Source organism: Caballeronia sp. SL1002 (genome assembly GCF_057814995.1).
Genome location: NZ_JBYMUW010000003.1, coordinates 720,457 through 742,790 on the forward strand (window position 1 = coordinate 720,457; position 22,334 = coordinate 742,790).

17 protein-coding genes and 2 pseudogenes are annotated in these 22,334 nt (G+C 60.7%); 9 read left to right on the top strand and 10 right to left on the bottom strand.

Features of this window, described 5'->3' with window-relative positions; translation table 11 throughout:
- Positions 1-77: 77 nt before the first annotated feature.
- Positions 78-1,991 carry a potassium transporter Kup gene (locus tag AC3D25_RS20685; RefSeq protein ID WP_488890302.1) on the top strand — a complete coding sequence of 638 codons (1,914 nt, stop codon included), beginning with the start codon at positions 78-80 and terminating at the stop codon, positions 1,989-1,991.
- Positions 1,992-2,535: 544 nt separating this feature from the next.
- On the top strand, positions 2,536-3,300 hold the full coding sequence (locus AC3D25_RS20690) for a bestrophin-like domain (RefSeq protein WP_488890303.1): 765 nt from the start codon (positions 2,536-2,538) through the stop codon (positions 3,298-3,300).
- Positions 3,301-3,326: 26 nt separating this feature from the next.
- On the opposite strand, the gene AC3D25_RS20695 is transcribed toward AC3D25_RS20690, so the two are convergent.
- A complete protein-coding gene (locus AC3D25_RS20695) occupies positions 3,327-4,214 on the bottom strand; it encodes a LysR family transcriptional regulator (RefSeq protein ID WP_488890304.1) in 888 nt (295 codons plus the stop codon).
- 172 nt (positions 4,215-4,386) lie between these two features.
- On the opposite strand from AC3D25_RS20695, the gene AC3D25_RS20700 reads away from it, so the two are divergent.
- A complete protein-coding gene (locus AC3D25_RS20700; RefSeq protein WP_488890305.1) occupies positions 4,387-5,754 on the top strand; it encodes an amidohydrolase family protein in 1,368 nt (455 codons plus the stop codon).
- Between the two features lie 7 nt (positions 5,755-5,761).
- Here AC3D25_RS20700 and AC3D25_RS20705 read toward each other — a convergent pair whose 3' ends face one another.
- Positions 5,762-6,274 carry a hypothetical protein gene (locus AC3D25_RS20705; protein ID WP_488890306.1) on the bottom strand — a complete coding sequence of 171 codons (513 nt, stop codon included), beginning with the start codon at positions 6,272-6,274 and terminating at the stop codon, positions 5,762-5,764.
- 181 nt (positions 6,275-6,455) lie between these two features.
- Complete coding sequence (locus AC3D25_RS20710) at positions 6,456-6,824, bottom strand: NUDIX hydrolase (RefSeq protein ID WP_488890307.1); 369 nt, start codon at positions 6,822-6,824, stop codon at positions 6,456-6,458.
- A gap of 252 nt (positions 6,825-7,076) precedes the next feature.
- On the opposite strand from AC3D25_RS20710, the gene AC3D25_RS20715 reads away from it, so the two are divergent.
- Positions 7,077-8,006, top strand: a complete 930-nt coding sequence (locus tag AC3D25_RS20715) for a CHAD domain-containing protein (RefSeq protein ID WP_488890495.1) — start codon at positions 7,077-7,079, stop codon at positions 8,004-8,006.
- Between the two features lie 232 nt (positions 8,007-8,238).
- Complete coding sequence (locus AC3D25_RS20720; RefSeq protein ID WP_488890308.1) at positions 8,239-10,575, top strand: two-partner secretion domain-containing protein; 2,337 nt, start codon at positions 8,239-8,241, stop codon at positions 10,573-10,575.
- A 143-nt stretch (positions 10,576-10,718) separates the two neighbouring features.
- Here AC3D25_RS20720 and dld read toward each other — a convergent pair whose 3' ends face one another.
- The 3 genes from dld to AC3D25_RS20735 all read right to left on the bottom strand — a co-directional run bounded on the left by dld (position 10,719) and on the right by AC3D25_RS20735 (position 13,872).
- On the bottom strand, positions 10,719-12,452 hold the full coding sequence (gene dld / locus AC3D25_RS20725) for a D-lactate dehydrogenase (RefSeq protein ID WP_488890309.1): 1,734 nt from the start codon (positions 12,450-12,452) through the stop codon (positions 10,719-10,721).
- Positions 12,453-12,653: 201 nt separating this feature from the next.
- On the bottom strand, positions 12,654-13,460 hold the full coding sequence (locus tag AC3D25_RS20730; RefSeq protein WP_488890310.1) for an alpha/beta hydrolase: 807 nt from the start codon (positions 13,458-13,460) through the stop codon (positions 12,654-12,656).
- A gap of 76 nt (positions 13,461-13,536) precedes the next feature.
- The gene (locus tag AC3D25_RS20735; RefSeq protein ID WP_488890311.1) at positions 13,537-13,872 is read right to left on the bottom strand and encodes a DUF4148 domain-containing protein; all 336 of its coding nucleotides are present in this window, start codon (positions 13,870-13,872) and stop codon (positions 13,537-13,539) included.
- 532 nt (positions 13,873-14,404) lie between these two features.
- Between AC3D25_RS20735 and AC3D25_RS20740 the strand changes: the two genes are divergently transcribed.
- The 3 genes from AC3D25_RS20740 (at position 14,405) to AC3D25_RS20750 (ending at position 17,408) form a co-directional block, all read left to right on the top strand.
- Positions 14,405-14,791, top strand: coding sequence for a response regulator transcription factor (locus AC3D25_RS20740; protein WP_488890312.1), 387 nt, complete (start codon positions 14,405-14,407; stop codon positions 14,789-14,791).
- A 108-nt stretch (positions 14,792-14,899) separates the two neighbouring features.
- A complete protein-coding gene (locus AC3D25_RS20745; RefSeq protein ID WP_488890313.1) occupies positions 14,900-16,747 on the top strand; it encodes a PAS domain-containing sensor histidine kinase in 1,848 nt (615 codons plus the stop codon).
- Complete coding sequence (locus AC3D25_RS20750) at positions 16,737-17,408, top strand: response regulator transcription factor (protein WP_488890314.1); 672 nt, start codon at positions 16,737-16,739, stop codon at positions 17,406-17,408. Before AC3D25_RS20745 ends, AC3D25_RS20750 begins: the two co-directional genes overlap by 11 nt.
- A gap of 51 nt (positions 17,409-17,459) precedes the next feature.
- Here the strand turns inward: AC3D25_RS20750 and AC3D25_RS20755 are convergent.
- Positions 17,460-18,413 (bottom strand): annotated as a pseudogene (locus tag AC3D25_RS20755) (FAD-dependent monooxygenase); the annotation flags it as partial.
- Between the two features lie 93 nt (positions 18,414-18,506).
- A complete protein-coding gene (locus AC3D25_RS20760; protein WP_488890315.1) occupies positions 18,507-19,622 on the bottom strand; it encodes an aromatic ring-hydroxylating dioxygenase subunit alpha in 1,116 nt (371 codons plus the stop codon).
- A gap of 262 nt (positions 19,623-19,884) precedes the next feature.
- Here AC3D25_RS20760 and AC3D25_RS20765 point away from each other — a divergent pair, with 262 nt between their 5' ends.
- Positions 19,885-20,292 (top strand): ACT domain-containing protein, encoded by a 408-nt coding sequence (locus AC3D25_RS20765; protein ID WP_488890316.1) that lies wholly within the window; start codon positions 19,885-19,887, stop codon positions 20,290-20,292.
- Between the two features lie 49 nt (positions 20,293-20,341).
- On the opposite strand, the pseudogene AC3D25_RS20770 reads toward AC3D25_RS20765, so the two are convergent.
- Both AC3D25_RS20770 and AC3D25_RS20775 read right to left on the bottom strand, forming a co-directional pair.
- Positions 20,342-21,028: pseudogene (locus AC3D25_RS20770) on the bottom strand (LysR substrate-binding domain-containing protein); the annotation flags it as partial.
- Between the two features lie 30 nt (positions 21,029-21,058).
- Positions 21,059-22,306: an enolase C-terminal domain-like protein gene (locus AC3D25_RS20775; RefSeq protein WP_488890317.1), complete on the bottom strand. Its 1,248-nt coding sequence runs from the start codon at positions 22,304-22,306 to the stop codon at positions 21,059-21,061.
- Positions 22,307-22,334: the final 28 nt, after the last annotated feature.

Genomic DNA, 22,334 nt, shown 5'->3' on the forward strand with positions numbered 1-22,334 from the left:
GATTCAAGCACGACGCACCGGCGCGGAATGGCGCTTGCTCAATGTTCGCCACTGGCAAACAGGGACGCATACTCTGAATGAGAGTGAACCCGGACGACGCTCGCGACGACAAGAAACCTACTGGCAAGGGCTCCCCGGGTCTCATGCTGGGCGCGCTCGGCGTCGTGTTCGGCGATATCGGCACGAGTCCGATCTATGCGCTCAGGCAAAGCGTGAGCGACGCCGGTACAGTCGATGCACCCACGGTGATGGGCATTGTGTCGATGATCGTATGGGCGGTCGTGATCGTCGTGACGGGCAAGTACGTCAGTTATGTGATGCGCGCGGATAACGAAGGCGAAGGCGGGATCATCGCGCTGACCGCGCTCGTGCGCTCGGGTTACGAGCGCGAGGGGCGGCGCGTGCCGCATCTGCTCTTCATGGCTGGCCTTTTCGGCGCGGCGATGTTTTACGGCGACGCAATGATCACGCCAGCGGTCTCGGTGTTGTCCGCGGTCGAGGGGCTGCGCCAGGTCAGTGCGACGTTCGATCCTTTTGTCGTGCCCCTCGCGGCGGCGATTCTGATCGCGCTGTTCGCCTTTCAGCGACGCGGCACCGCCGTGGTCGGCAAGTCCTTCGGTCCGGTGATGGCGCTTTGGTTCGTTTATCTGGCGGCGGTCGGAGTCTATCGGATCGTGCAGCATCCAGAAGTCCTGCGAGCCCTTTCGCCACTCTATGCATGGGAACTCGTGCGCGCGCAGTCTGGCCTCGCGTTCACCGTTCTTGGCGCCGTGATCCTCGCACTGACGGGCGCGGAAGCGCTGTATGCCGATATCGGTCACTTCGGCGCACGAGCGATCCGGCGCGTCTGGCTTTTCTTCGTATTACCGGCGATCATCATCGGATACTTCGGACAAGCCGCGACCATCCTGTTTCAACGGGGTTCGGCGCAACAACCGTTCTTCGCCGCAGCGCCTTCTTGGGCGCTCGTACCGACGGTGCTGCTGTCGCTGCTCGCGACAGTGATTGCGTCTCAGGCCGTGATATCGGGCGCGTTTTCGATGACTAGCCAGGCCATCGAACTCGGCTTTCTGCCGCGCTTGCGGGTGGTGGAGACGTCGGCGTCGCGGCGCGGGCAGGTGTATGTGCCTGCCGTAAACGCGCTGCTCTTCGGCGCGGTAATTCTGCTTGTGCTGACGTATCGAAGCTCGGAGCGACTGACTTCGGCGTACGGTATCGCGGTCGGTCTCACCATGCTGATCACGACGGTGCAGATGGTGAGCCTGTCGCGCAACGTCTGGCGCTGGCCGTGGATCGCCGTCGTGGCGGTGAGCGGACCGCTCTTTGTGATCGATGTGCTGCTGGTCGCGGCAAACGTCCACAAGATTCCGCATGGTGGCTGGTTTCCGGTCGCGATGGGGATCGTGTTGTTCGTGTTGATGGCGACCTGGCGCCGGGGGCTCGAACTCGCGCAGCAGCACGCGTCGCGCGCCGAGCCGCTCGCCGACTATCTGCACGGCACGCTGCAAAGCGCGGAGCCGCCCGCGCGCGTGCCGGGCACCGCCGTCTATCCGGGCAGCACGCCGGGCGCGACGCCGCTCGCGCTAACGAGCAATGTGCGCCATAACCGCGTGTTGCATCGAACGGTGGTCGTATTCGCGAATCGCTCGGAATCGGCGCCGCGCGTGGACGAGCCCGCGCGCATCGAAGTCCGCGATCTCGGCGCGGGTTGCTTCGAGGTGATTTCGCGTCATGGTTTCGTCGAGCGGCCGAATCTGCCGCACCTGCTGGCATCGCTCGACGGCCAACTCGGCGACTGGCGTTTCGACCCGAAGCACACGACCTATTTCCTGCCCCGCGACGACGCATTGCCGGGCTGCTCGCACGGCCAGATCGCGCGCTGGCGCGAGAGGCTTTTCGGCGAGATGTCGTTCCATTCGGCATCCAGCGCGGAATATTACGGGCTTCGAAGCGAAGACGTCGTCGAATTGGGCGTGCAGGTCTCGTTGTAAATCAGGCTCATGCCGAACTCGCTACTTATATCGATCGCGATGTGAATCGGTTACGGCTCACAGGTGCGCGGCCCGTGCGACGCGCGCTGTGCTTTTGCACTGTTCGCGTTGCGTTTGCTCCAGCTTGCATTGAAGCGGAACGGGGGTTTCAGTGGGTTCGTCCATTTCGTCCGGGGTGGCAAAGGGAACGTGCTTGCTTGTGCTCGGCGAATCGGCATCGTGACGGCAAACATCCGGAAAGCCCCTCGGGCGACCATCTCTAGCCTTCTGAAGCCGCTCGAAAAAGCGCTTGTCAATGTCTTAGTTAAACGCTATTGGTGCTTGTTGCGAGCGCGTGAATATCTGCCGTTCAAGTCCATGGAACTTGCTCGTCCCAGATGATGTGCGATCGATGTGCATTCGACTGGGGAAACTTTTTCGGACACATCGTGCGATCTCTAGTTGGGTGTTTCCATGTCCGGATTTTTAGATAGAAGTGAGCCGGCTGAAGTATCCCGATAGCGCTTAGGCAACTTGCTAAACAATCTCTAAAGAACCCAATCGTATGGCAGCGTTCGTCGACCATCCCGCCGTTCTTTTCCTCGTCCTTCTCGTGCTGCTTATTTCCGCAGTCGCGTTTGGCGGGGCCGTCGTGCGCCGCATGGTTGCGCTCACGGACAAGGAGCGCGAGGATTTCACCGTCGTCCAGACATCGATCCTGACTTTGCTCGCGCTGCTCGTTGGATTCTCCCTTTCGATGGCGGTCGGCCGCTACGATCAGCGCAAGAGCCTGGAAGAGGGCGAAGCCAACGCGATCGGCACCGAGTATGTGCGCGCGGACTTGGGCGACGCCGCCGTGGCGGCCAGGATCAAGTCGGGACTTGTCCGCTACACGAAGTTGCGGCTCGCCGATTTCGGGACTCGAGACGACAAAGAGCTGAGTCGCATCGAACGGGAGACGGCTGAGCTTCAATCGGCGCTATGGAATCTCGCGGTCGAGGTGGGGCGCGAGAAGCCGACGCCCATGGGCGCGCTTGTCGTCGCGGGAATGAACGACGTACTCAACTCTCAGGACTATTCGCAAGCCGCACGGATAAATCACATTCCGCTGGGCGCCTGGATTCTGATGTTCGTGATCGCGCTATTCGCTTGCGCGGTGCAGGGATACGGCGCAAAAGGAAGCCTGCGCCGAGGGTTGCTCATTACCGTGCTCCCGGTAACGGTCGCGTTGTCGCTGGCATTGATAGCGGATATCGACAGCCCCCGAGGCGGGCTTATCCACGTCGAACCGCAAAACCTGACGCGGCTTCTCCAGTCGTTGGAAAAATGACGCATCGGCGCGATCGGTTCCCCAAATCAAACGCTGATCTCGTGGCGGCTCAGTTCCGCTCGCAACCATAGCGCGCCCTTTCCCGGGGCGGCGGCGGTATTCCATATGAGGTCCGTGCCGACGGTCCATTCGGTAAACGGATAAGCCTCCAGCCGCAGTTCGATGAGTTCCCCCGACGCAAGTTCATCGGCGATAAGGCGTTTGGGCAACGTGACCCATCCCAGGCCGTCCCGGGCAGCTTCCAGCAACATCAGATAGCTTTGCACGAACCAGCAGCGAGGCGCCTTCAAGTATTCGCCGGTGGGCAACTTGCGGCCATGCGTCACGACAATCTGCCGATAATCGCTGAGATCCGCAAAACTGATTGCGTCGGCCTTTGCAAGCGGATGGTCGCGATGAACGGCGTGCGTCAGCTTGATGCTCCCCAGCCGGCAAAAGGCGATTTCCTTTGGGTAATGCGTCTGCGCGAAAGTGAGACCGAGCATCACTTCGGAGCGCTGCACGGCATGGAGAATGTCGTCTTGCGTCGGATGCCGGATTTCCAGTTCGAGATTCGGGAATTCACGCTCGAAGTGACGCAACGCGGCGGCGATGGCCGCATAGGGAATAGCGTCGTCGACCGCAACGATGAGGCGCGGCTCGACCTCGGCGTTCAGATCGTGCGCCCGATCCTGTAGCGATACGCAATGCAGCAGCACGGCCTCGGATTCAGGCATCAGCGCCCGGCCTTCGTCCGTGAGCACGGGATAGCGGCCCGAACGGTCGAACAGGCTCACACCCAGATCGACTTCCAGATTGATCACAGCCGTGCTGACGGCCGACTGCGCCTTGCCGAGTCGCCGGGCGGCCGCGGAGAAGGATCGCTCACGCGCGGTCGTCACGAACGCCTCAAGTTGCTCTAGTGAAAAGCGCATTCCCGGTCCTATCTAAAAATTAGATACATACCGATTTTACGGGTAATTCTTTCGTCCTCAAGCTACGAAATCCATGGCGGCGATGCGGCCAGAGCCCGGAGGACTTCTTGGGCGTTCAGTGCATCGCTCCTCAACCCTTCACTTAACGGATCATGTAATGAGGCACACCCTTTTGCGCGCCGACTACGTCGTGCCGATGACGGCCGATAACGCGGTTATCGTCGATGGCGCGGTGGTGATCGACGATGCCGGCAAGATTGTCGCGGTAGGCGCGGCCGATAGTGCTCGATGCGATTTTCCCGAGGCGTGCGTGAAGCATCTGAAAGATCGGCTCGTGATGCCGGGTCTGATCAACGCCCACTGTCATTCCGGGCTGCTTCGCGGCACGGCGGAAGGTTTGCCAGTCTGGGACTGGCTGCAGCAGTTCATCGATCCAATGCATCGCGTGCTGAATGCGGAAGAGGCGGAGGCGGCTTCCCGCTTGTGCTATGCGGAAGCCTTGCTGTCGGGCACGACGACTATCGTCGATATGTGGCGCTTCATGGACGGTAGCGCTCGCGCCGCTCAAGAACTCGGTATCCGTGCGGTGCTGGTGCCGTACGTCGCGGAGCATCCCGATCACGACTTCGAGACTCTGGATACCAACGAAGCGCTGATCCGCCGGTGGCATGGCACGGCCAATGGCCGGATCCACACATGGGTTGGGTTGGAGCACATGTTTTACGCGGTTCCGGCGGCGTGGGACCGCGCCGTCGCAATGACTCGGGACTACGGTGTCGGCTTGCACACGCACAGCAACGAGAGCCGTTTCGACATAGAGGAAACGCAGCGGCGCTACGGCATGCGTCCTGTCGAAGCACTCGAAAAGTTCGGCTTGCTCGACGCGCATCGCGTACTGCTGGCGCATTGTGTCTGGTTGAGCGACAGCGAGATCGCCACGCTCGCCGGACGTAACGTGGGTGTGACACATAACCCTGTCAGCAATATGAAACTTGCAAGCGGGGCTGCGCCGGTCGTGAAGCTGCTCGCTGCCGGTGTTGCGGTGGGGCTCGGATCGGATGGCGAAAAGGAGAACAACAACCTCGACATTTTTGAAGAGATGAAAGTGGCGTCGTTGCTCGCCAAGGTGTCCAGGCTGGATGCTTCGGCGCTGGATAGCTGGTCGATCTGCCGGATGGCAACTACCATGGGCGCACGCGCATTGGGACTTGAAAAGACTGTTGGTAGCCTTGAAGTGGGAAAGTGCGCGGACTTGATTGCCGTGCGTACCGATACGCCCCGGATGACGCCGCTGGTCACGGGGCCGTTGCTAAACCTCCACCATAATCTGGTGCACGCAGTTCAAGGCGGCGATGTCGATATGACGATGGTCGATGGTCACATCGTGGTCGAAAATGGCCAACTGAAAAGTGCCGACTTGCGGAGCGTGATCAATGACGTCAACCGGCTTGCACCGGGTTTGTTTGCGCGGCGCAGCAAATGGCTCGCGGCTCATGCGTCGGTCAATGCGTTGAGCCATGCGGCAGGCCCGGTAGTTTAAGGACGCGCTAGCGTGAACGAGGTGGCATAGGGCCGAAGAAAATGGACTTGAGCCGCCCGCGCCCAATGACGCGGGCGAGTTCGGCGATCACGCAGTACATCAGGATCAGTGTGGCGAGCAGTATCTGGATCGCCCAGAAGCGAGGCCAGTTTATCCCGGTCCACAGATTCTGATTCGCCGCCGCGAAGCTGTGCGCTTCCTTCCAGTAGTCGTAGAGCCGCTCCAGATAGTGGACGAGGAGCGCGACCAGCGTATACATCAACGTCTTCCATGCGACGTTCCAGATCAGCGGTTTGTCGGGGAAGCGGTTGATGAAGGGGAGCATGTCTGCCACGAGCACGGACTTCCCGAGGATGAGCGATGCGATCAGCACCGACGCCGAGGCGGGGATCGAAACGCCCGTTCCTTTGATCATCAGTGCCCGGATGATTGCGACGATGTGCAAAATGACGAAGAAGAAGAGTGTCGGCGGTAGCGCCTTTTTGACTTCCTCCTTGATTTTTGCACTCAGCGTAGTCATGCCGCCTCCCGCTCGATAACCTCAACTCAAGAAGGCTCACGAGGGCGTTTGAAGACCGAGGCATTGGAACCATCCGTCGTCGATTTCAAGTCTTCAGCGCCTCTGGACCGATGTACAGATCGATAACGCCATCGGCGGTATACCTCAAGTCTTTTATTGTGCTGTTGCCGACGGAAAGCAGCTATTTCCTGCGTCGTTGACCCATGAGCTTCACGATGTCGTTCGTCGGCGCGCTGGTCGTGAGGCTACGGATGTCATCGAGATGAACCCAGCGGCACCTTGATATTTCGTTGCTCGGTCGTGCCTTCGCGCGGGCCGGGATTTCACAAGAAAACACGTGATGATGTTTCTGCTTCCCACGATGGTCGAAGAGATACTTGGCCGATTTTCCCGAAAGCCGCGTCTCTTCCTTTAGCTCTCGAAGCGCGGCGTCCGAGAGATGCTCTCCACGCTTTAGAATGCCGCCCGGCAGCGCCCACTTCGATTCACTCCGGGCGACCAGAAGGATTCGCTTGCCTCTGCGACAAATCACGGTGGCGCGCTTTTTCAACCTGAACTCCCGCTTATATTTTTCAGTATCGCGAAGGTCGGCCCGACGTGGCGGTATTCCGGGCATGGCCTGATGTAACTCAGCATGCTAATACAGATTGGCCGACGCCTGACAACGTCTTTCAAGCGGGCGGCATGAACTCTACAAATCGATGTGGCTGTCATCAAGGTGTCATGCAATCCGTTGCCCAAATTGCCGCTGTGTTAAGGTCGTGTCAAAGCATTTTCTGTCCGGATCGAGGCTTAAAAAATGGTGGATATGGATGCCGACTGGCGCTTGCCGCGGCCGGTCAATTTCTTTAAGGAAGACCGGCGTCCGGGCGATTCGACGTTCTCGAAAACGAGTTCCATCGCGAGCACTTTCTTATCTTTGGCGACGCCCGTCGCTTCCGAGGCCGTGCGGCGAGCGCGGGATCTGGCGACCAACTGTAACGCGGAAGGATTCCACCAGCTTCGCGTCGCGTTCAGGAAGCTCCGCGCTATTTTCTGGGCGTACTCGCCCTATCTCGGCGAAGAGGCGACCGCGCACGCTACGGCGGAGTTCAAGCGCCTTGCCGCAATAGCAGGCGGAACGCGCGATTGGGACATCGCGAGCGAGCTTCTGAAAGCCGCAGAGAAATCACGCGCGTCGATGAAGATTCTGGTGGACGCCGCGAGTCAGAAGCGGGCGCAGGCGGTGGCGCATAGCCAGGCGATGATAAAGAGCGACGATGTTGAGACGTTCCTGAACGACGTCTTGCTGCGCGCGGAAGCGTCGTTAGCGGCGAACTGCAATGATCGTGCGGTCGGGGCGTTTGCCGAGGATCGCGTGAGCCGCGCAGAGCACGCATTGAAGAAACGAAGCAGATATGCGTCGCGCAACGAGACGGCCCTCGAAGACGATCTTCACGATGTTCGTAAGGCCGGCAAGAAACTGAGGTATCTGCTCGAGTTCTTTCAGCCCGTGATCGCGCACAAGCACGATCGCACGATCATTCGTTTGACGTCCGTTCAGAACAGGCTGGGTCAGTTCAACGACATCGCCGCAAGCGAAGCCCTGATTCGCAATGCGTCGTTCACGGACGTTCCGCCCGAAGTCGTGCAAGAGTCGCTGCAGTGGCTCGAAAAGCAAAAGTGCCGGCGCATGCGTGCCGCATCACAACGGGTTCGGGACTTGGCGCAGATGAGCCGCAAGACGCGCTAAAGAAACGTTGTCCAAGTTGCCTTCGTCCCCACGCTCGACCGTCTACTAACGCTTGGTGCTAAGGGTGACCGTTTGTTGGTCGACAAACCCCGAGCGGTGTGAATACCTACTTCATTGCCATGCACCACTAAGCCGCATCGATCACCACTACGGAATCCTTAAAGTCTCTTGCCGACTTGAATCCCTAGCCTAGAATACGTCTGCTACTTGGCGAAGCCGAGAGGAGACGACCGTGCGATATTTTAGGTGCTGGTTCAGCCCGGAAAAGGTTTCGCTCATTGCGTTGTGGGCGGCAAGTACGTACTTCATTCCAAATGCGAACGGGCAATCTCCACTGCCGCAGAACGGAAGCTTCGTAGCAGGAAGCGGAGCGATTAATACAAAGGGCAACGCGCTCGATATCGTTCAAACTACGCCGCGCGGAATTATCGACTGGCGCAGCTTTTCCATTGGCGCGGGTCGCAGTGTCAGCATAGCGAACGGCAACGGCGCGACATTGAATCGCGTGACAGGTACCGATAAGTCGCTGATAGACGGTATGCTGAAGGCGACGGGCAGCGTCTATCTCATCAACGCGCAGGGTATCGTGATTGGGCGCAACGGCGTCGTATCGACGGGCGGCCGCTTCGTCGCTTCGACACTCGACGCAAACAACGATAGTTTCATGAAGGGCGATGAACTCGTGCTAGGTCAGGGCGGCGCGGGTGGCGCGGGCGTTATTGTTAATCTCGGGAAAATCGGTTCGAGCGGCGGGGATGTATTTTTAATCTCGCGCGTGAGGACATCGAACCGGGGCAGTATCGATGCATCGAACGGTACGGCGGAACTGGTCGCGGCCGACGAAGTTTTGCTCAAGGACGTATCGAGCGGGGCGCAAGTTTTCGTCGATGCGGGCAGCGGCGGAAGCGTGTTCAATCGTGGCACGATCCGCGCGGCGCAGATCGATTTGCACGCCACGGGCGGCAATGTATTCGCGCTAGCGGGACACCATGCGGCATTGCGCGCGACAGGCACAGCGAAGCGCGACGGCCACGTATGGCTGGTTGCGGAGGGTGGGACCGTCCATGCACATGGTTCGATCGAAGCAGTCAACGCCGATGGCACGGGCGGGACGCTCGACATGCAGGCTCGTGCGTTCCACTTCGATAACCTCGCCGCGCACGCCGCGCAGTGGAATCTCACGACGCCAACGTTCACCATCGGCCCGAAGAGCGCTTCGACGATTACGCAAAATCTCTCGGCGGGCGCGTCCGTCACGGTGAACACGACCGGCCCGCGCGGCGACATCAACGTGTTGTCGGACTTGCGCTGGAGTGGCGACGCGTCGCTCGCGCTCAACGCGGCGCGCTCGGTAAAGGTGGCGAAGCCCGCGCTGATCGGCAATCGCGGTACAGGCAATCTGACGCTTCGCGCGGATGCGAATGGCATCGACAACGGCGGGAGTGTGATCAATCGCGGCACGATCGACTGGTCCGCGAGCAAAGGCGTCGTCGCCGCGCTCTACGACCTCGACGGCCAGTTCTGCGGCGGCCGCATTCACGGCAATGCGGACTGGAGCGCCGCGCCGTTCACGGGGCTGGTGACGCAGGTAACGGCCTATCAGTTGATCAATTCGTTCACTGATTTACGCGCCGTCTCGCAGAATCTGTCCGGCACTTATGCGCTCGGCAAGGATATCGCCCCTGCCGCAAACGAAAGCGGTCGAGTACGCATTGCCAACGTTGTCAGTTCCACCTTCACAGGGCAGTTCGACGGACAGGGACATCTCATCCACAACCTGGTCTTGCTTCCGCCGCTGGACGACGGATCCTGGGACGACTACGGAACCTTGTTCCCGACGATAGGCGCGAGCGGCGTCGTGCGCAATGTGAGTCTCGTCGATTCGTTCGCCAATGCCATCAACTCTCCGATGGCGATCTTGGCAGGCGTTAATAACGGGCGCATCGTCAATGTCCACACGACGGGCGACGTGATCTCCGACGGCATCGCAACCTCGGGCGGCGCCGGTCTCGCCTGGGAAAACGCCGGTACGATCGAGCGTTCGTCGAGCGTCGTCGGACTGGGCTATCAAGGCTCGGATGCAGGACTTGTTCAAAGCAACGATGGCCTCATTGTCCAGTCTTTTGCCGAAGGCTATGCGTCGGGAGGTTCGCATTCGAACGGCGCCGGGCTCGTCGGCGGGAATGCGGGAACGATCCGTCAGTCCTATGCGATCGGCGCGGTCGGCGACCTGGAAAACGGCGGTCTAGTGGGATACAACAGCGGTGTTATCGAGGAGTCTTTTGTGGCGGCAATCGTCGGCCCCGGCGGTTATCCGCAGTGGGCTGCCGGTGTCGCGGAAACGAATTTGGGCACCATTGCGAAGAACGTCTATTGGGACGTGCAGGTGACGGGGCAGCCTAAAGGCGTTGGCGACGGAACGCCCATGCCGGACGCGAACGGACTGACGACCGCGCAAATGAGCCGCGCGGCGTCATTCGGGCCGACCTGGGACTTCGGCCCGAACGGCGTATGGACCATCCCGGCCGGCGCGACACATCCGATCCTTCAGTGGCAGGTTGCGCATTGAAAGTGAGAGCGTATCGTGGGCGTGTCGGGCGTTAATCCGGCGGCTTCTTCGTGCTGCATCATCCGTAGACGCAGCCGGCGTCGGGGTTCTCGCGCATCATGGCGGCGAGTCGTTAAATCAACGAAAAATCCGCATCACGACCCTCACCGCTTTTCCTCCACAACCGAACAATCGGACTCGCAAGCGCAGCTATAGCCCGCTTTTCCCCAGTTAAAAAGCCGCGAGGTTTTTCCAATGCCCGGATTGAACGCATTGGTCGGGTCTAGTTCTTCGTAGAACTGCTTGAGGGACGCTTTCGCTTCGTACAGGTGACCGACGTTGTGCTCGGCGGGATACTCGGCGCCGCGCGCGGCGAGCAGGGCAAGAATGTCGTCCTTGATCCGGTCGCAGTCGACGCCTTTCTTGACCAGATACTCCTGGTGCAGCACATGGCAGAAAAAATGGCCGCAATACATCGTGAACTCGATGTCTTTCGAAATATGCGCCGGCAGCCGTTCGAACCAGTCGGTTGCGTTGCGAGGAAGCGCAATGTCGAGAGCGACGATATCCTCCACCGTTCGCGGATGAACCGCCCGGTAGCGCACCATTGCGCCGCCAATCGCGAAGCGGTTGAGAAACGCCGCCTTGCCTTCTTCGGGCGTGCATTCGAAATAGCTGCCCTGCTGCGTCGGAAAACGCGATTCGAGGTAGCGCCGCGCTTCCTGTATGCCGTCATTGCCCATCTTCAGCAACAGATGATGCTCGAAGCGGTCGCGGTATTCGATAAGCCGGCGCGGCAGATGTTCGGGCAACAGCCGGCTCAGTGCCTGTAGCAGACGATCGCTGATGGCGTTGCCGAGACCCGCTTTCTCGGTGATTCCGTCGAACTGGCTTTTCGCCGCGAATGCGTTCGGCACCTTGTCCGTGCCGAACGCACGAATGTACATGTACATATCCTTGCCGTAGCGGCGGCTGATATCGAACGCCCCGCGATGCATGTACTCACCGGCGATCGGCAGGCTCCGGAAGTCGCTCAGAATGTCGCGGCGGATCGTTTCGAGTTCGGCCGCATCGTTGCTGCCGATATAGAACACCTGGGTTTGTTCGTCCGCTGCGAACGTGTCGAGCCGCAGCGCAAAGACCGCCAGATGTCCAGCGGATCCCGACGCTTCGTAAAGCCTGCGCGGGTCGGCATTGAAACGCGCGGGCGTGGATGCATCGATGTCGCGCACATGTGTGCTGTATTCGTGATCGGACGCGAGCAACGCCGCTGCCGGAATATCGTCCGGCAGTTCGCCCGCGTCCAGACGCGCGAGGATGGCTTCGGCGGAATCGCCCAGATCGATTCCCAGATGATTGACGAGTTTCAACTCACCGTCCGCCGTCACCCGCGCGTGGATCGACAACTGGGTGAATGCGGGTCCGCGACGGATCAGCGAACCACCCGAGTTGTTGCAGACGCCGCCGGTCACCGAAGCGCCGATGCAACTGGAGCCGATCACCGAATGCGGTTCGCGACCCAGCGGCTGCAAGCGCTTTTCGAGTTGATCGAGCGTGACGCCCGGCTGACAGATGACCTGCTCGCCATTGCGGATCGCATCCAGCCGGCGCAATCGCATCGTGTTGAGAACGACGACAGGACGATCGTAACCGTCGGCTGCCGGTGTCGATCCGCCCGTCAAGCCGGTATTGGCGGCCTGACAGATCACGATGACGTTCGAACGATGGCAGGCTTGCAGCGCCCGCCACATTTCGACCAGCGTGCCGGGCTGGAAGGCCGCGAGCACCGTGCCGCTGCCATAGCGATAACCCTGCCGGAAGCGGCGCGTTTCAGTGGCGCCCGTGAAGACGAACCGGCTTCCGACGATGTCGCCAAGCGACTGGATGAGTTCGTGCATGGTCGAAGATTTCTAGAGCCTGAGCAGTCGTTGTTGCGAACGATGCCGTCACGTTTCATGTTCCCGTCTTTTCAGCACGCTTGCTCGCGCGGATCGGGCTTCCGGGTATCGGCGATATTGAGCTTCGCATATTTCGCGAGCTTCTGCATCGTGTATCGCGATCCGTCGAGCGAGCAGGGCCGACGCGCACACTAACGACTGCTACTCGACCGCATGCTTGGCTGCATCCTCGATGACTGCGGCGACCTGCTTCGGCCGCGACTCGTAGACGGAATGACTCGCGCCGGGGATGACCGTCGTGTGGCTGTGCGCGCGAGCGTAGTACCAGCGTTCGAGGTCAGGGTTGATGATCTTGTCCGCGCCCGCCACGATGGCCCAACTGGGCTTGGTCGTCCATGCCGCCTCGGTGAGCGGCGCCGTGAAAACCTGCGCTGCGGTAAGCATCTGGGCATGTGCCTCGAATGTCGATTGCGCGCGCGGCAAGTCAGCGGCGAAATCCTTCGGAAAATCCGCTGGGTTAAGGAACGTGTAGCCGTCGTTCGTCTTTTCAATGGCATCCGTCTGCTTCGACGTGATGCTCGGCGTCTGTTTGCCCAGCGCGCTTTCGTCTTCGCCGACATTGGGTGCGTGCGCAGCGACATACACGAGTCCCGCGACGTTCGGATGCACGCCGGCCTGCGTAATGACCGAGCCACCGTAGCTATGCCCGACGAGGATGGCCGGGCCGTCCTGCATATCCAGCACGCGGCGGGTTGCAGCCACGTCGTCGCTAAGCGAGGTGAGCGGCTCTTGCACGATGCTCACGTGATAGCCGTCTTTCGTCAGGATCGAATAGACCGGCGCCCAGCCCGAACCGTCCACCCATGCACCGTGGACGAGGACGATGTTCTTGATTGCGGTGTGAGGCGTTTTCGACGGTGTGGCGTTGTCGGCCATTGCTGTCGTCGACGATGTCAGGACGCTGAACGAGAACGCTGCGATAGCGGCTGCGCGTAAGGAAGTTTTCATGGAGACTGCTCCAGGTAGAGGCGATATCGATGCGAGAAGAAAGCGCCCGGCAAGCGGTGCCGCCGGGCGTCAGGACTCAGCTGCCGAAGTAAGGCGTGCAGAAGTCGGCAGGGCCGACGCAAGCGTCTTTGCCGGTAACGCGGTGCGCCGGACCGGACTTCATGGTTCCTTGCACGGCGCCGCCGATATCGCTCTCGCCCGATTGCCGAGCGACCTTGGCTTCGGCTTTCTGGATGTCGGCGGGGTAGGTCGCGTCATTGTTCACCGCGGGGCTGTAGCCCGCGTGTTCGAGCCGAACGAGATCGGCGCGAACTTCGGCACGCGTGACTGGCGCGGTGCTTTGAGCCAAGGCCACCGCCGGTGCTGCAACGGCGCTGATGGCGAGGGTCAGGCTGGCGAGAAGCTTGTACATGATGAGACTCCTTGTGAGATATCGGCGTGGCAAAAGCGGGCCGAATACATAAAGCAAGTTAGGAAGGGAATAACAGCTTCGAGACTCGCGAATATGCATGGACCGTTCGCATATCAGTTCGTCGCGTGCTTAAACAAGGCCGGCTTGATTTGTGCAGCGACCTTGGGATCAACGATATCGGCGATCCAAAGACTCGCCCATCCCTACATGAGGAAGCCTGATGCCAACCATCGGGCGGCTTTATCGAACATTGGGATGAGCGGCGTCATATCGACAGCGAATGTCGATACGGCGCCCGAAACAGCTGGATGAGGAAGTTCAAACTTTCCGCTCGGTCGGGTAATACCAAGGTATGACCCGCTCTTCGATTTAGACGGACGCGGTCCGCGCGCGCGATGCACTGCGGCGTGGAGAGCGCCTATACCAATATGTGATTTTCCTGTTGGGCAAGCTTCTTTAATATGGGCTCATGGGTGAATGTGGCGCTCAGGTTGCCGCACTCACGGCGCAATCACGGCAAGGACCCTGTCACGTGTTCAATAAACTAGTTGCATCCATCATCGACGATGACGAATCCGTCCGAATCGCGACGTCGAGTCTCGTGCGATCGCATGGCTGGGAGGTTCAGGTCTTCGAGTCAGGCGAACAGTTCCTCGACGCCGACGATATCGGCGCGTTCGCGTGTATCATTTCCGACGTGCAAATGCCGGGCATTTCCGGCGTAGAAATGTACCGGCGCTTGCTCGGCCGCGGCGTTGTATTGCCGGTCATCTTTATTTCCGCGTATGCGTCAGATGTAGTGCGCAGGCAAGCACTTGAAGTCGGCGCGCTTTGCATCTTGAGCAAACCTGTCGATGGAGGACGCATCGCGCAGTATCTGATCGATATCGAAGCGAGCGATGCCGCCGCGCATCCATGACGTTTCAAGCATCGGTCGCCTCGGCGCTTTTGATCGCAGGAATATCGCGCCTTCAAATCAGCGGGCCGCAGGCGGTCCGCTATCCCTGGCCCGTTCGATGAGGTTGCGATGAAGCTGGATCTCGCCGCAGAAGATGCGTTTCGCGACAACGCCAAGCTGCTTTGTTCCCTGGCAGCGATCGCGGCGCTCATCATCTTTCTTGTCGACGCATTCACACCGCTCGATATTGCGATCGCGGTGCTGTATGTCGGCGTTCTTTTGCTGGTGGCGTTAAGCGCCTCGCGCCGGATGACGATTGCCGTGATCTGGATTTGCGTCATGCTGACCGTGCTGGGATTTGTGCTCTCGCATAGCGCTCAAGATTCCGTGGCGTCGGCGGCGCGCTGTGTCGTGAGTCTGCTCGCGATCGCAACGGTGTCGATGCTGGCGTTGCGCAATCAGGCGAACACGGAAACGTTGCGCAAGCAAGTCGAGTTGCTCAACCTCACGCACGACGCGGTTGTCGTCTACGACCTCGACGACCGCATCACCTTCTGGAATCAAGGCGCGGAACAACTCTACGGCTGGACTTCGCGGCAAGCCACCGGTCAGTCCATTCACCTCCTCACGCAAACGCATGCCGCGATTCCTATCGACGAAATCCGCCGGGAAACGCTCACGAAAGGAAGCTGGCGCGGCGAATTGCAGCGCGTGCGCAAGAATGGCGACACGGTGTTCGTGTCGAGCCGCTGGACGCTTTCACGCGACCGGCGCGGCAAGCCGCTCGCCATCCTCGCTACGAATAACGACGTCACCGAAGCGAGGCGAATGGATATGGAGCGCCAGCGCGCCGAAGACGCGCTCAAGCGCAGCGAGGCGTTCCTGTCCGATGCGCAGCGTCTGAGCCATACGGGCAGCATCGCGACGCGTCTGCCGAGCGGCAAGATGTGGTGGTCCGACGAGACTTACCGCATCTTCGGGTACGCGCCGGACGCGCACGCAAGCATCGAGCTGATTCTCGCCCGCACGCACGCCACCGATAAGGCCGTCGTCGAGGGCGCTTATCGGCAAAGCATGGCGGGCGAACCTTCAATCAACGTGACTCATCGGCTGCACATGCCGGACGGCGCGGTGCGCCATGTCAACTACGTCGCGCGACTTTCCATGTCCTGTACCGAGGAAACGGAATACGTCGGCGCGTTGATGGACATCACCGATCGCGTGCAGGCGCAGGAAGCGCTGGAGCGTTCGAGGGCCGAGCTGGCGCATGTCACGCGCGTGTCGATGCTTGGCGAACTGGCGGCGTCCGTCGCGCACGAAGTGACGCAGCCACTGGCCGCCATTGCGACGGCGGGCGACGCCGCGACGCGCTGGCTCAACCGCGAGCCGCCCGAAGTGGGAGAGGCCGCGCAGTCGATCGCAATGATGTCGCGCGATGCCCGGCGCGCGACGGACATCATCCGGCGTATCCGCTCGATGGCGCAAAAGCGTGACCGGGATCCCGTCGTGGTCGATCTGAATTTAATCGTGAGAGAATCGATCGGACTCGTGCGGCGCGAGCTTGAGACCCAGCATGTCGAGATCGAAGCGGACTATGCGCATCCCGCGCCGAACGTATGCGCGGATCGCGTGCAGTTGCAGCAGGTGGTCATCAACCTTCTGATGAACGCCATGCAGGCGATGTCGGGCGTCACTGAGCGCAAGCGCTCCCTGCGCGTTGCGACGCAACGTTTCGACGAACATCATGGTCAGGTGATCGTCGAGGATTCGGGCGTCGGCATCGACGAAGCGAACGTCGAGCGGCTGTTCAATGCATTCTTCACGACAAGGAAAGAGGGCATGGGTATGGGCCTGTCGATTTGCCGGTCCATCGTCGAGGCGCACGGTGGCCGAATCTGGGCGGAATCGCGGCAAAGCCGGGGCGCGCTCGTGCAGTTCATTTTGCCGCTGGAAGAGGAAGCCTGCGATGAGCAATGAAAACGCCCAGGCCGCGGTCCAGCAGATCGTCTACGTGGTCGATGATGACGAGTCGATGCGTCAGGCGCTTGGCATGCTGCTTCGCTCGGTCGGCTTGTCGGTCGAGGCCTTCGCGACCGCGCAGGACTTTCTCTCGTTTGACATGCCCGACGTGCCGAGCTGCCTGATTCTGGATGTGCGGCTCAAAGGCCAAAGCGGCCTTGCCGTGCAGGAACAGATCATCGCGGAGCAGTTGTGCGTGCCGATCATCTTCATGACGGCGCACGGCGACATTGCGATGACCGTCAAAGCGATGAAAAGCGGCGCGGTCGATTTTCTGGCCAAACCGTTCCGGGATCAGGACATGCTCGATGCGGTGGCGGGCGCGCTCGCCAAAGACGACGCGCGCCGTCACGAGGATCGCGGTGTTGCGGAGTTGCGGCGGAAGTACGCGTTGCTCACGCCGCGCGAGCGCGAAGTGATGGGGTTCGTCGCGAGCGGCTTGATGAACAAGCAGATCGCAGCCGAAATGAGCTTGAGCGAGATCACGGTCAAGATCCATCGCGGACAGGCCATGAAGAAAATGGAGTCGCGCTCGCTCGCCGATTTTGTCCTCAAGGCGGAAGCGCTGGGCATGAAGTCGCTTGCGGTTTCGGCAACGCGAGTCCGGGGCGAACCTTGACCTTGAGATGGCATGGGCCGGGTTGCACGCGAGCCTTTGAGGACTTCTTCATTAGTGCGGCCACTTCGATTCGTCTCTGCAGACGGCTTCTAAGGCGCTCGATTGAATGCCCGTTTCGGGAACAAGTTTGCCAGGTGCGGGTTTGGCCTCATTGCATGTTTTATCCGGCGCGACATAGACCACGCGCTCCCGCCATCGGCTCGCTGGCGTCTGAAGCGTTGCGCTGGAAGCGAAATCCAGCAGAAGTCCCCGTCCGTCGCGCAGTAAGCTGCCCACTCTGGTCCCGTCGACCAGCTCGAAATCGGGCACGCTGCGGCCTGTCAACGGATGACCGTTGCCTAGATCGTAGCGAAGCGATACGCCCCATACGCGGTCAGCAGAATAAGTCGCACCATCCGGCGTCCCGACAAGATCCCGGACAATCGCTTCGAGCGCGCGCGTGCTCGGAGTGGGGCGCATGAGCGTGACCTGCGCGCACGACCAATCGAGAACGCTGGCGCCTGCCGGATGCCGTTCGAGCGAATAGCTGTCGAGCAGACCGGCCGGTGCATCGCCTCGAACGACGGCGGCCAGTTTCCATCCCGGGTTGAGTGCGTCTCCGAGCCCGAGATTCAGCCCTTGGCCGCCCAAGGGAGAATGGATATGCGCCGCATCGCCGGCGAGCAGCACGCGTCCTTTGCGATAGGCGGTTGCCTGGCAGACGCGATCCGTCCAGGTGGTCGCGAGCCCGAGATACGTCAACGTTGCATCCGTCCCGGATACGCGGCGCGGCACCACCTGCACGTGCTCCATCGTGATCGGCTGGATACGATGCAACGCGCCGCCGTCGAATGCGACCATCGCAAGCGTGCCGGGCCGCACATAGGTGTACATGCCAGTCGCCGTATAGTGCCGCACCGGCCGCAGCGCTTCGGCATTGGCCAAATCGACTTCCACGGAATAGCCCGTAAATTCCGGGTCGGTGCCGACGAATTCGAAGCCGCCTGCTTTTTTGGCGGCGGCTCGCGCTCGTCGAAATGGTCTGCACGATCAAGCGGATCGACGATGCGGATCGCGGGCGGGTGGCGGCGAGCGACGCGGGCGCTGCGGATTGGCGTTCTAGTCCGAGCCCGGCTTGATGGAAACAACCGGTATCGGATCGATAGCCCACGCGGCCGTCTCGCGCCGCGCCGGTCCCGGGATCGCACAAGCGTAACGTCCGCGATATTCCCGCTCGATGCGCGCTTCGTCGATGCGCCAGCCGCGCGCTTCGAGTTCATGCAGTCGCCGCCGAAATGCGATCTGCAACGCATCCGATTTAACCGACACCTCCTGCTGCCAATCATCGGGAACACGCTCGGGACGCACGCGCCGAAGCACAGCGTGATCCTGCTCGAAGATGCGCAGATTGCGTCGAATGGTCTGCAGGTCGAAGAGCGGCGAGCGCAGGAACGTGCGGCCCATCATCCACCAGGTTCGCGTCCGGTTCGCCGCGACGGGCACATGCGCCGACACGATGTGAATCTTCCAGCCAGCGCGCGGCGTGAGTTCGAGCGTCGAACACGGACCCGAAAAGTGAAAGCCCGGGCGCGTCGCCACAGCAACGCGTTCGCCGCTTGGCGCGCGGCGCAACAGACCCTTCCTGAGCGGCCGATGCATCGTCATCAGCGCGTCGCCGCTCCACGCGTCCGTGCGAACGTCGAAGGCGTCGATCTCGGGCCGGTCCGGATCGCCGAACGCCGATCCATGCACGAACGGCGCGTGCGCGAAGTCGAGCCCGTTCTCGATCACGCGGTCCCAGCTCGCGTGCCAATCGAAATGCCCCGACACCACGCGCACAGCCGGATCGTTCACCCAGTCGAGCGCGGGTAGCGGCGGCCGCTCTTGCTCGGGCAGATCGCCGAGGAACGCCCAGATCCAGCCGAATCGTTCGATGACCGGATATGCATCGACCCGCGCCTTCGCTGGAATGCGCAGATCCGGTTGCGCCGGAATGTGCGTGCAGACGCCGTCGCCGTCGAAGCGCCATCCGTGATACGGGCACTGCACCGCGCCACCCGCCTTCGATCCCGCCGACAACGCGCCGCCGCGATGCACGCAGATATCGGAGAGAAGACGCGCGTTGCCGTGCTCGTCGCGGAAGGCGACGAAGGGCTGACCGAGCAGTTGAACGGGCATGAGCGCCGCGCCGAGATCCGCCGATGGAGCGACGACATACCAAAGGTTTTTGAGCATGCTGAATGGACGTTGCGCGTGATGCAGCGCAGCCTAGCATGCCTGCGGATTACGGCGTATTCCCGATTGCTACGCGAAGACGGTTTTGTTCGCGGCCAACGACGCCCACAGATGCGCTGCCGTGACGCTCTCAAGTCTGTGCAGGCTATAGCCAAGTTTCGACGGAGACGCGGATATCGCTGCAGGCAGGCCGTTTCATTCGTAGAATTGCAGCGAGCCTACAGATGCCCGAGCGAAAAAACAACGCTGCACAGGAGCTTTTATGACCGCAGTTTCCGACCTATCCGTTCTATTGAAATCGTTGGAGCCGACGCTTAATCCGGGCGCGTTCGTGTTCGCTTCGGTCAAGGACGGACATGCCATCGACCCAGCCGTCATCGTCGCGTCGATCAGAGAAACCGAGGGCTTGTCGGTCATTACGAGTGAGACGGACGCGGCGCTCAACGGTTTGACGCCGATGTTCAAATGCGCCTGGATCACGCTGACCGTGAATTCTGCCTTGGATGCAGTGGGTTTGACCGCTGCATTCGCTAGCGCATTGGGTCATTCCGGCATCAGTTGCAACGTGGTGGCGGGCGCGTACCACGATCATATTTTTGTTCCTCTCGAACTGGCCGAGAACGCAATGCAAGTGCTTTATCGGTTGCAGAAGGATGGACGCACTGCATGACGACAAGCACGTCGCCATCGTTGAAAATCCGGCTTTGCGTACGTCCTCCTCAGGCGCTGTTTCCGAACAACTGCATCACGACGCCGCGCAACCACCGGTTGCCGGCCTCGTGATGATAGCGCGCGTGCCAGTGCTGCCGAACCGCGAAGCCATCGACCGCGAACGGACACGGATGAACCGTGACGTCATTCACTCTCGCCAGCGTCTCGCCGATGTTACGAGGCAAGGTCGCGATCAGATCGGTCGTCTTGATGATCGATCCGAGCCCTAGAAAGCCCGGTAATTCCAGCACGACATCGCGCTCTATCTGCTCGCGCAACAGCGCCTTTTCCAGTAGCTGCGCGCCAGTACCCGCCGCAATCGCCACATGTCCGGCCGCGCGATATTGCTTGACGCTGAGCCGCGCGCGCAGACGCGAATGACCGGCATTGGACAGGCACACCCAGTCCTGCATATAGAGCTGCTGCTGGTATATCCCGCCGCCGAGCCAAGGCACATGGCCGATGGCGAGATCGGCTTCGCCGGACTCCAGGGCCCGTTCCGTATTGCCGTCGATACGCGCGGCTTCCAAACGGACACCCGGTGCCTGCGCACGCACGTGCGCGAGGATCCGCGGCAGCAGCGTGATGTGACTCGCGTCGGTCATACAAATGCGAAAGCGGCGTTTCGCGGTGGCGGGATCGAAGGCAATTTCCCACGCAGCAAACCGCCGTAACGACTCCAGAATCTCCCGGCACGCCGGACGCGCCCCAGTATCGCTATAAAACTACGGCGTCTGCAACGTGCCGTCCTTCAAACGGGTTTGCGTCCAGGTCGTAACGGTATGCTCGCAGGGATACTTCGCGGCTTCGGTTTCATCGATATCGACGCCGAGTCCGGGCTTCTCATTCGCATACACGTGACCGTTCCTGAACTCGGGCAGGCCGGGAAACACGTCGAGCAACGCGGCTCGCGGTCCTTTGAGTTCCTGAATCACGAAGTTCGGCGGCTCCGTGCCCGACCATTCCTGCACGCCGAAATTGCGCGACGCCAGATCGATGTGAATATTCGCGGCATGCGCGAGCGGCGACATATCGCCCGGGCCGTGCCATGCGGTCCGCACGCCGAACTGCTCCGCGAAAATCTGCAGCTTGCGGCCGGCCGTGATGCCGCCGATCTGACTCAGATGAACGCGTATGAAGTCGATCAACCGTTCGGTGATCAAAAAGCGCCACTCCGACGGATTGTTGAATAGCTCGCCCTGAGCCAACGGCGTGGTGGTCTTCGCCCGGAGTTGGCGCATCCATTCGCCTTCTTCGAGTGCGATCGCGTCTTCGAGAAAAAAGAGGTCGTACTGTTCCAGTTCGCACGCGAACCTGATGGCTTCGACAGGCTTTAGCCGTTCATGCACGTCGTGACACAGCGCGACGTCGAAGCCCACTTTGCTGCGCAGACCATCGAACAGTTTGAGCGTGTCACGCATGTACTTGCGGCTGTCGAGATACACGCCATCGAGTGCGCCTTGCGGTGCGCCTGACGGCGCGTGACCGAAGCCACCGCCGCCATAACCGCCGCTTTGGCAACGGATATGCGTGATGCCTTGCTCGCGGTATCGCTGGATGTTCTCGCACAATTCGCTGAGATCGCGTCCATCCGCGTGACGATAAATCGGCACGCCTTCGCGGCACTTTCCGCCGAAGAGCTGATAGAGCGGCATGTTCGCCATCTTGCCCTTGATGTCCCATAGCGCCATGTCGATACCGGAGATCGCGTTGTTCTCGATCGGTCCGTTGCGCCAGTAAGCGTTCTGATGCATCAACTGCCAGAGTTCCTCGATCGCCTCGGCGTCGCGGCCGATCAGAAGCGGCCGCAGATATTCCTCGATCAAACATTTGACCGCGACATGCCGATAAGCAAACGTCGCGCATCCAAGGCCATACAGGCCGGCCTGATTCGTCTCCACCTTCACGACGATCAGATTGATGCCTTCCGGCGCGGTCAGGACGACCTTTACATCGGTAATGAGGGTTGCCATATCGTGTCTGTCTGTTTGATGGGAGTCA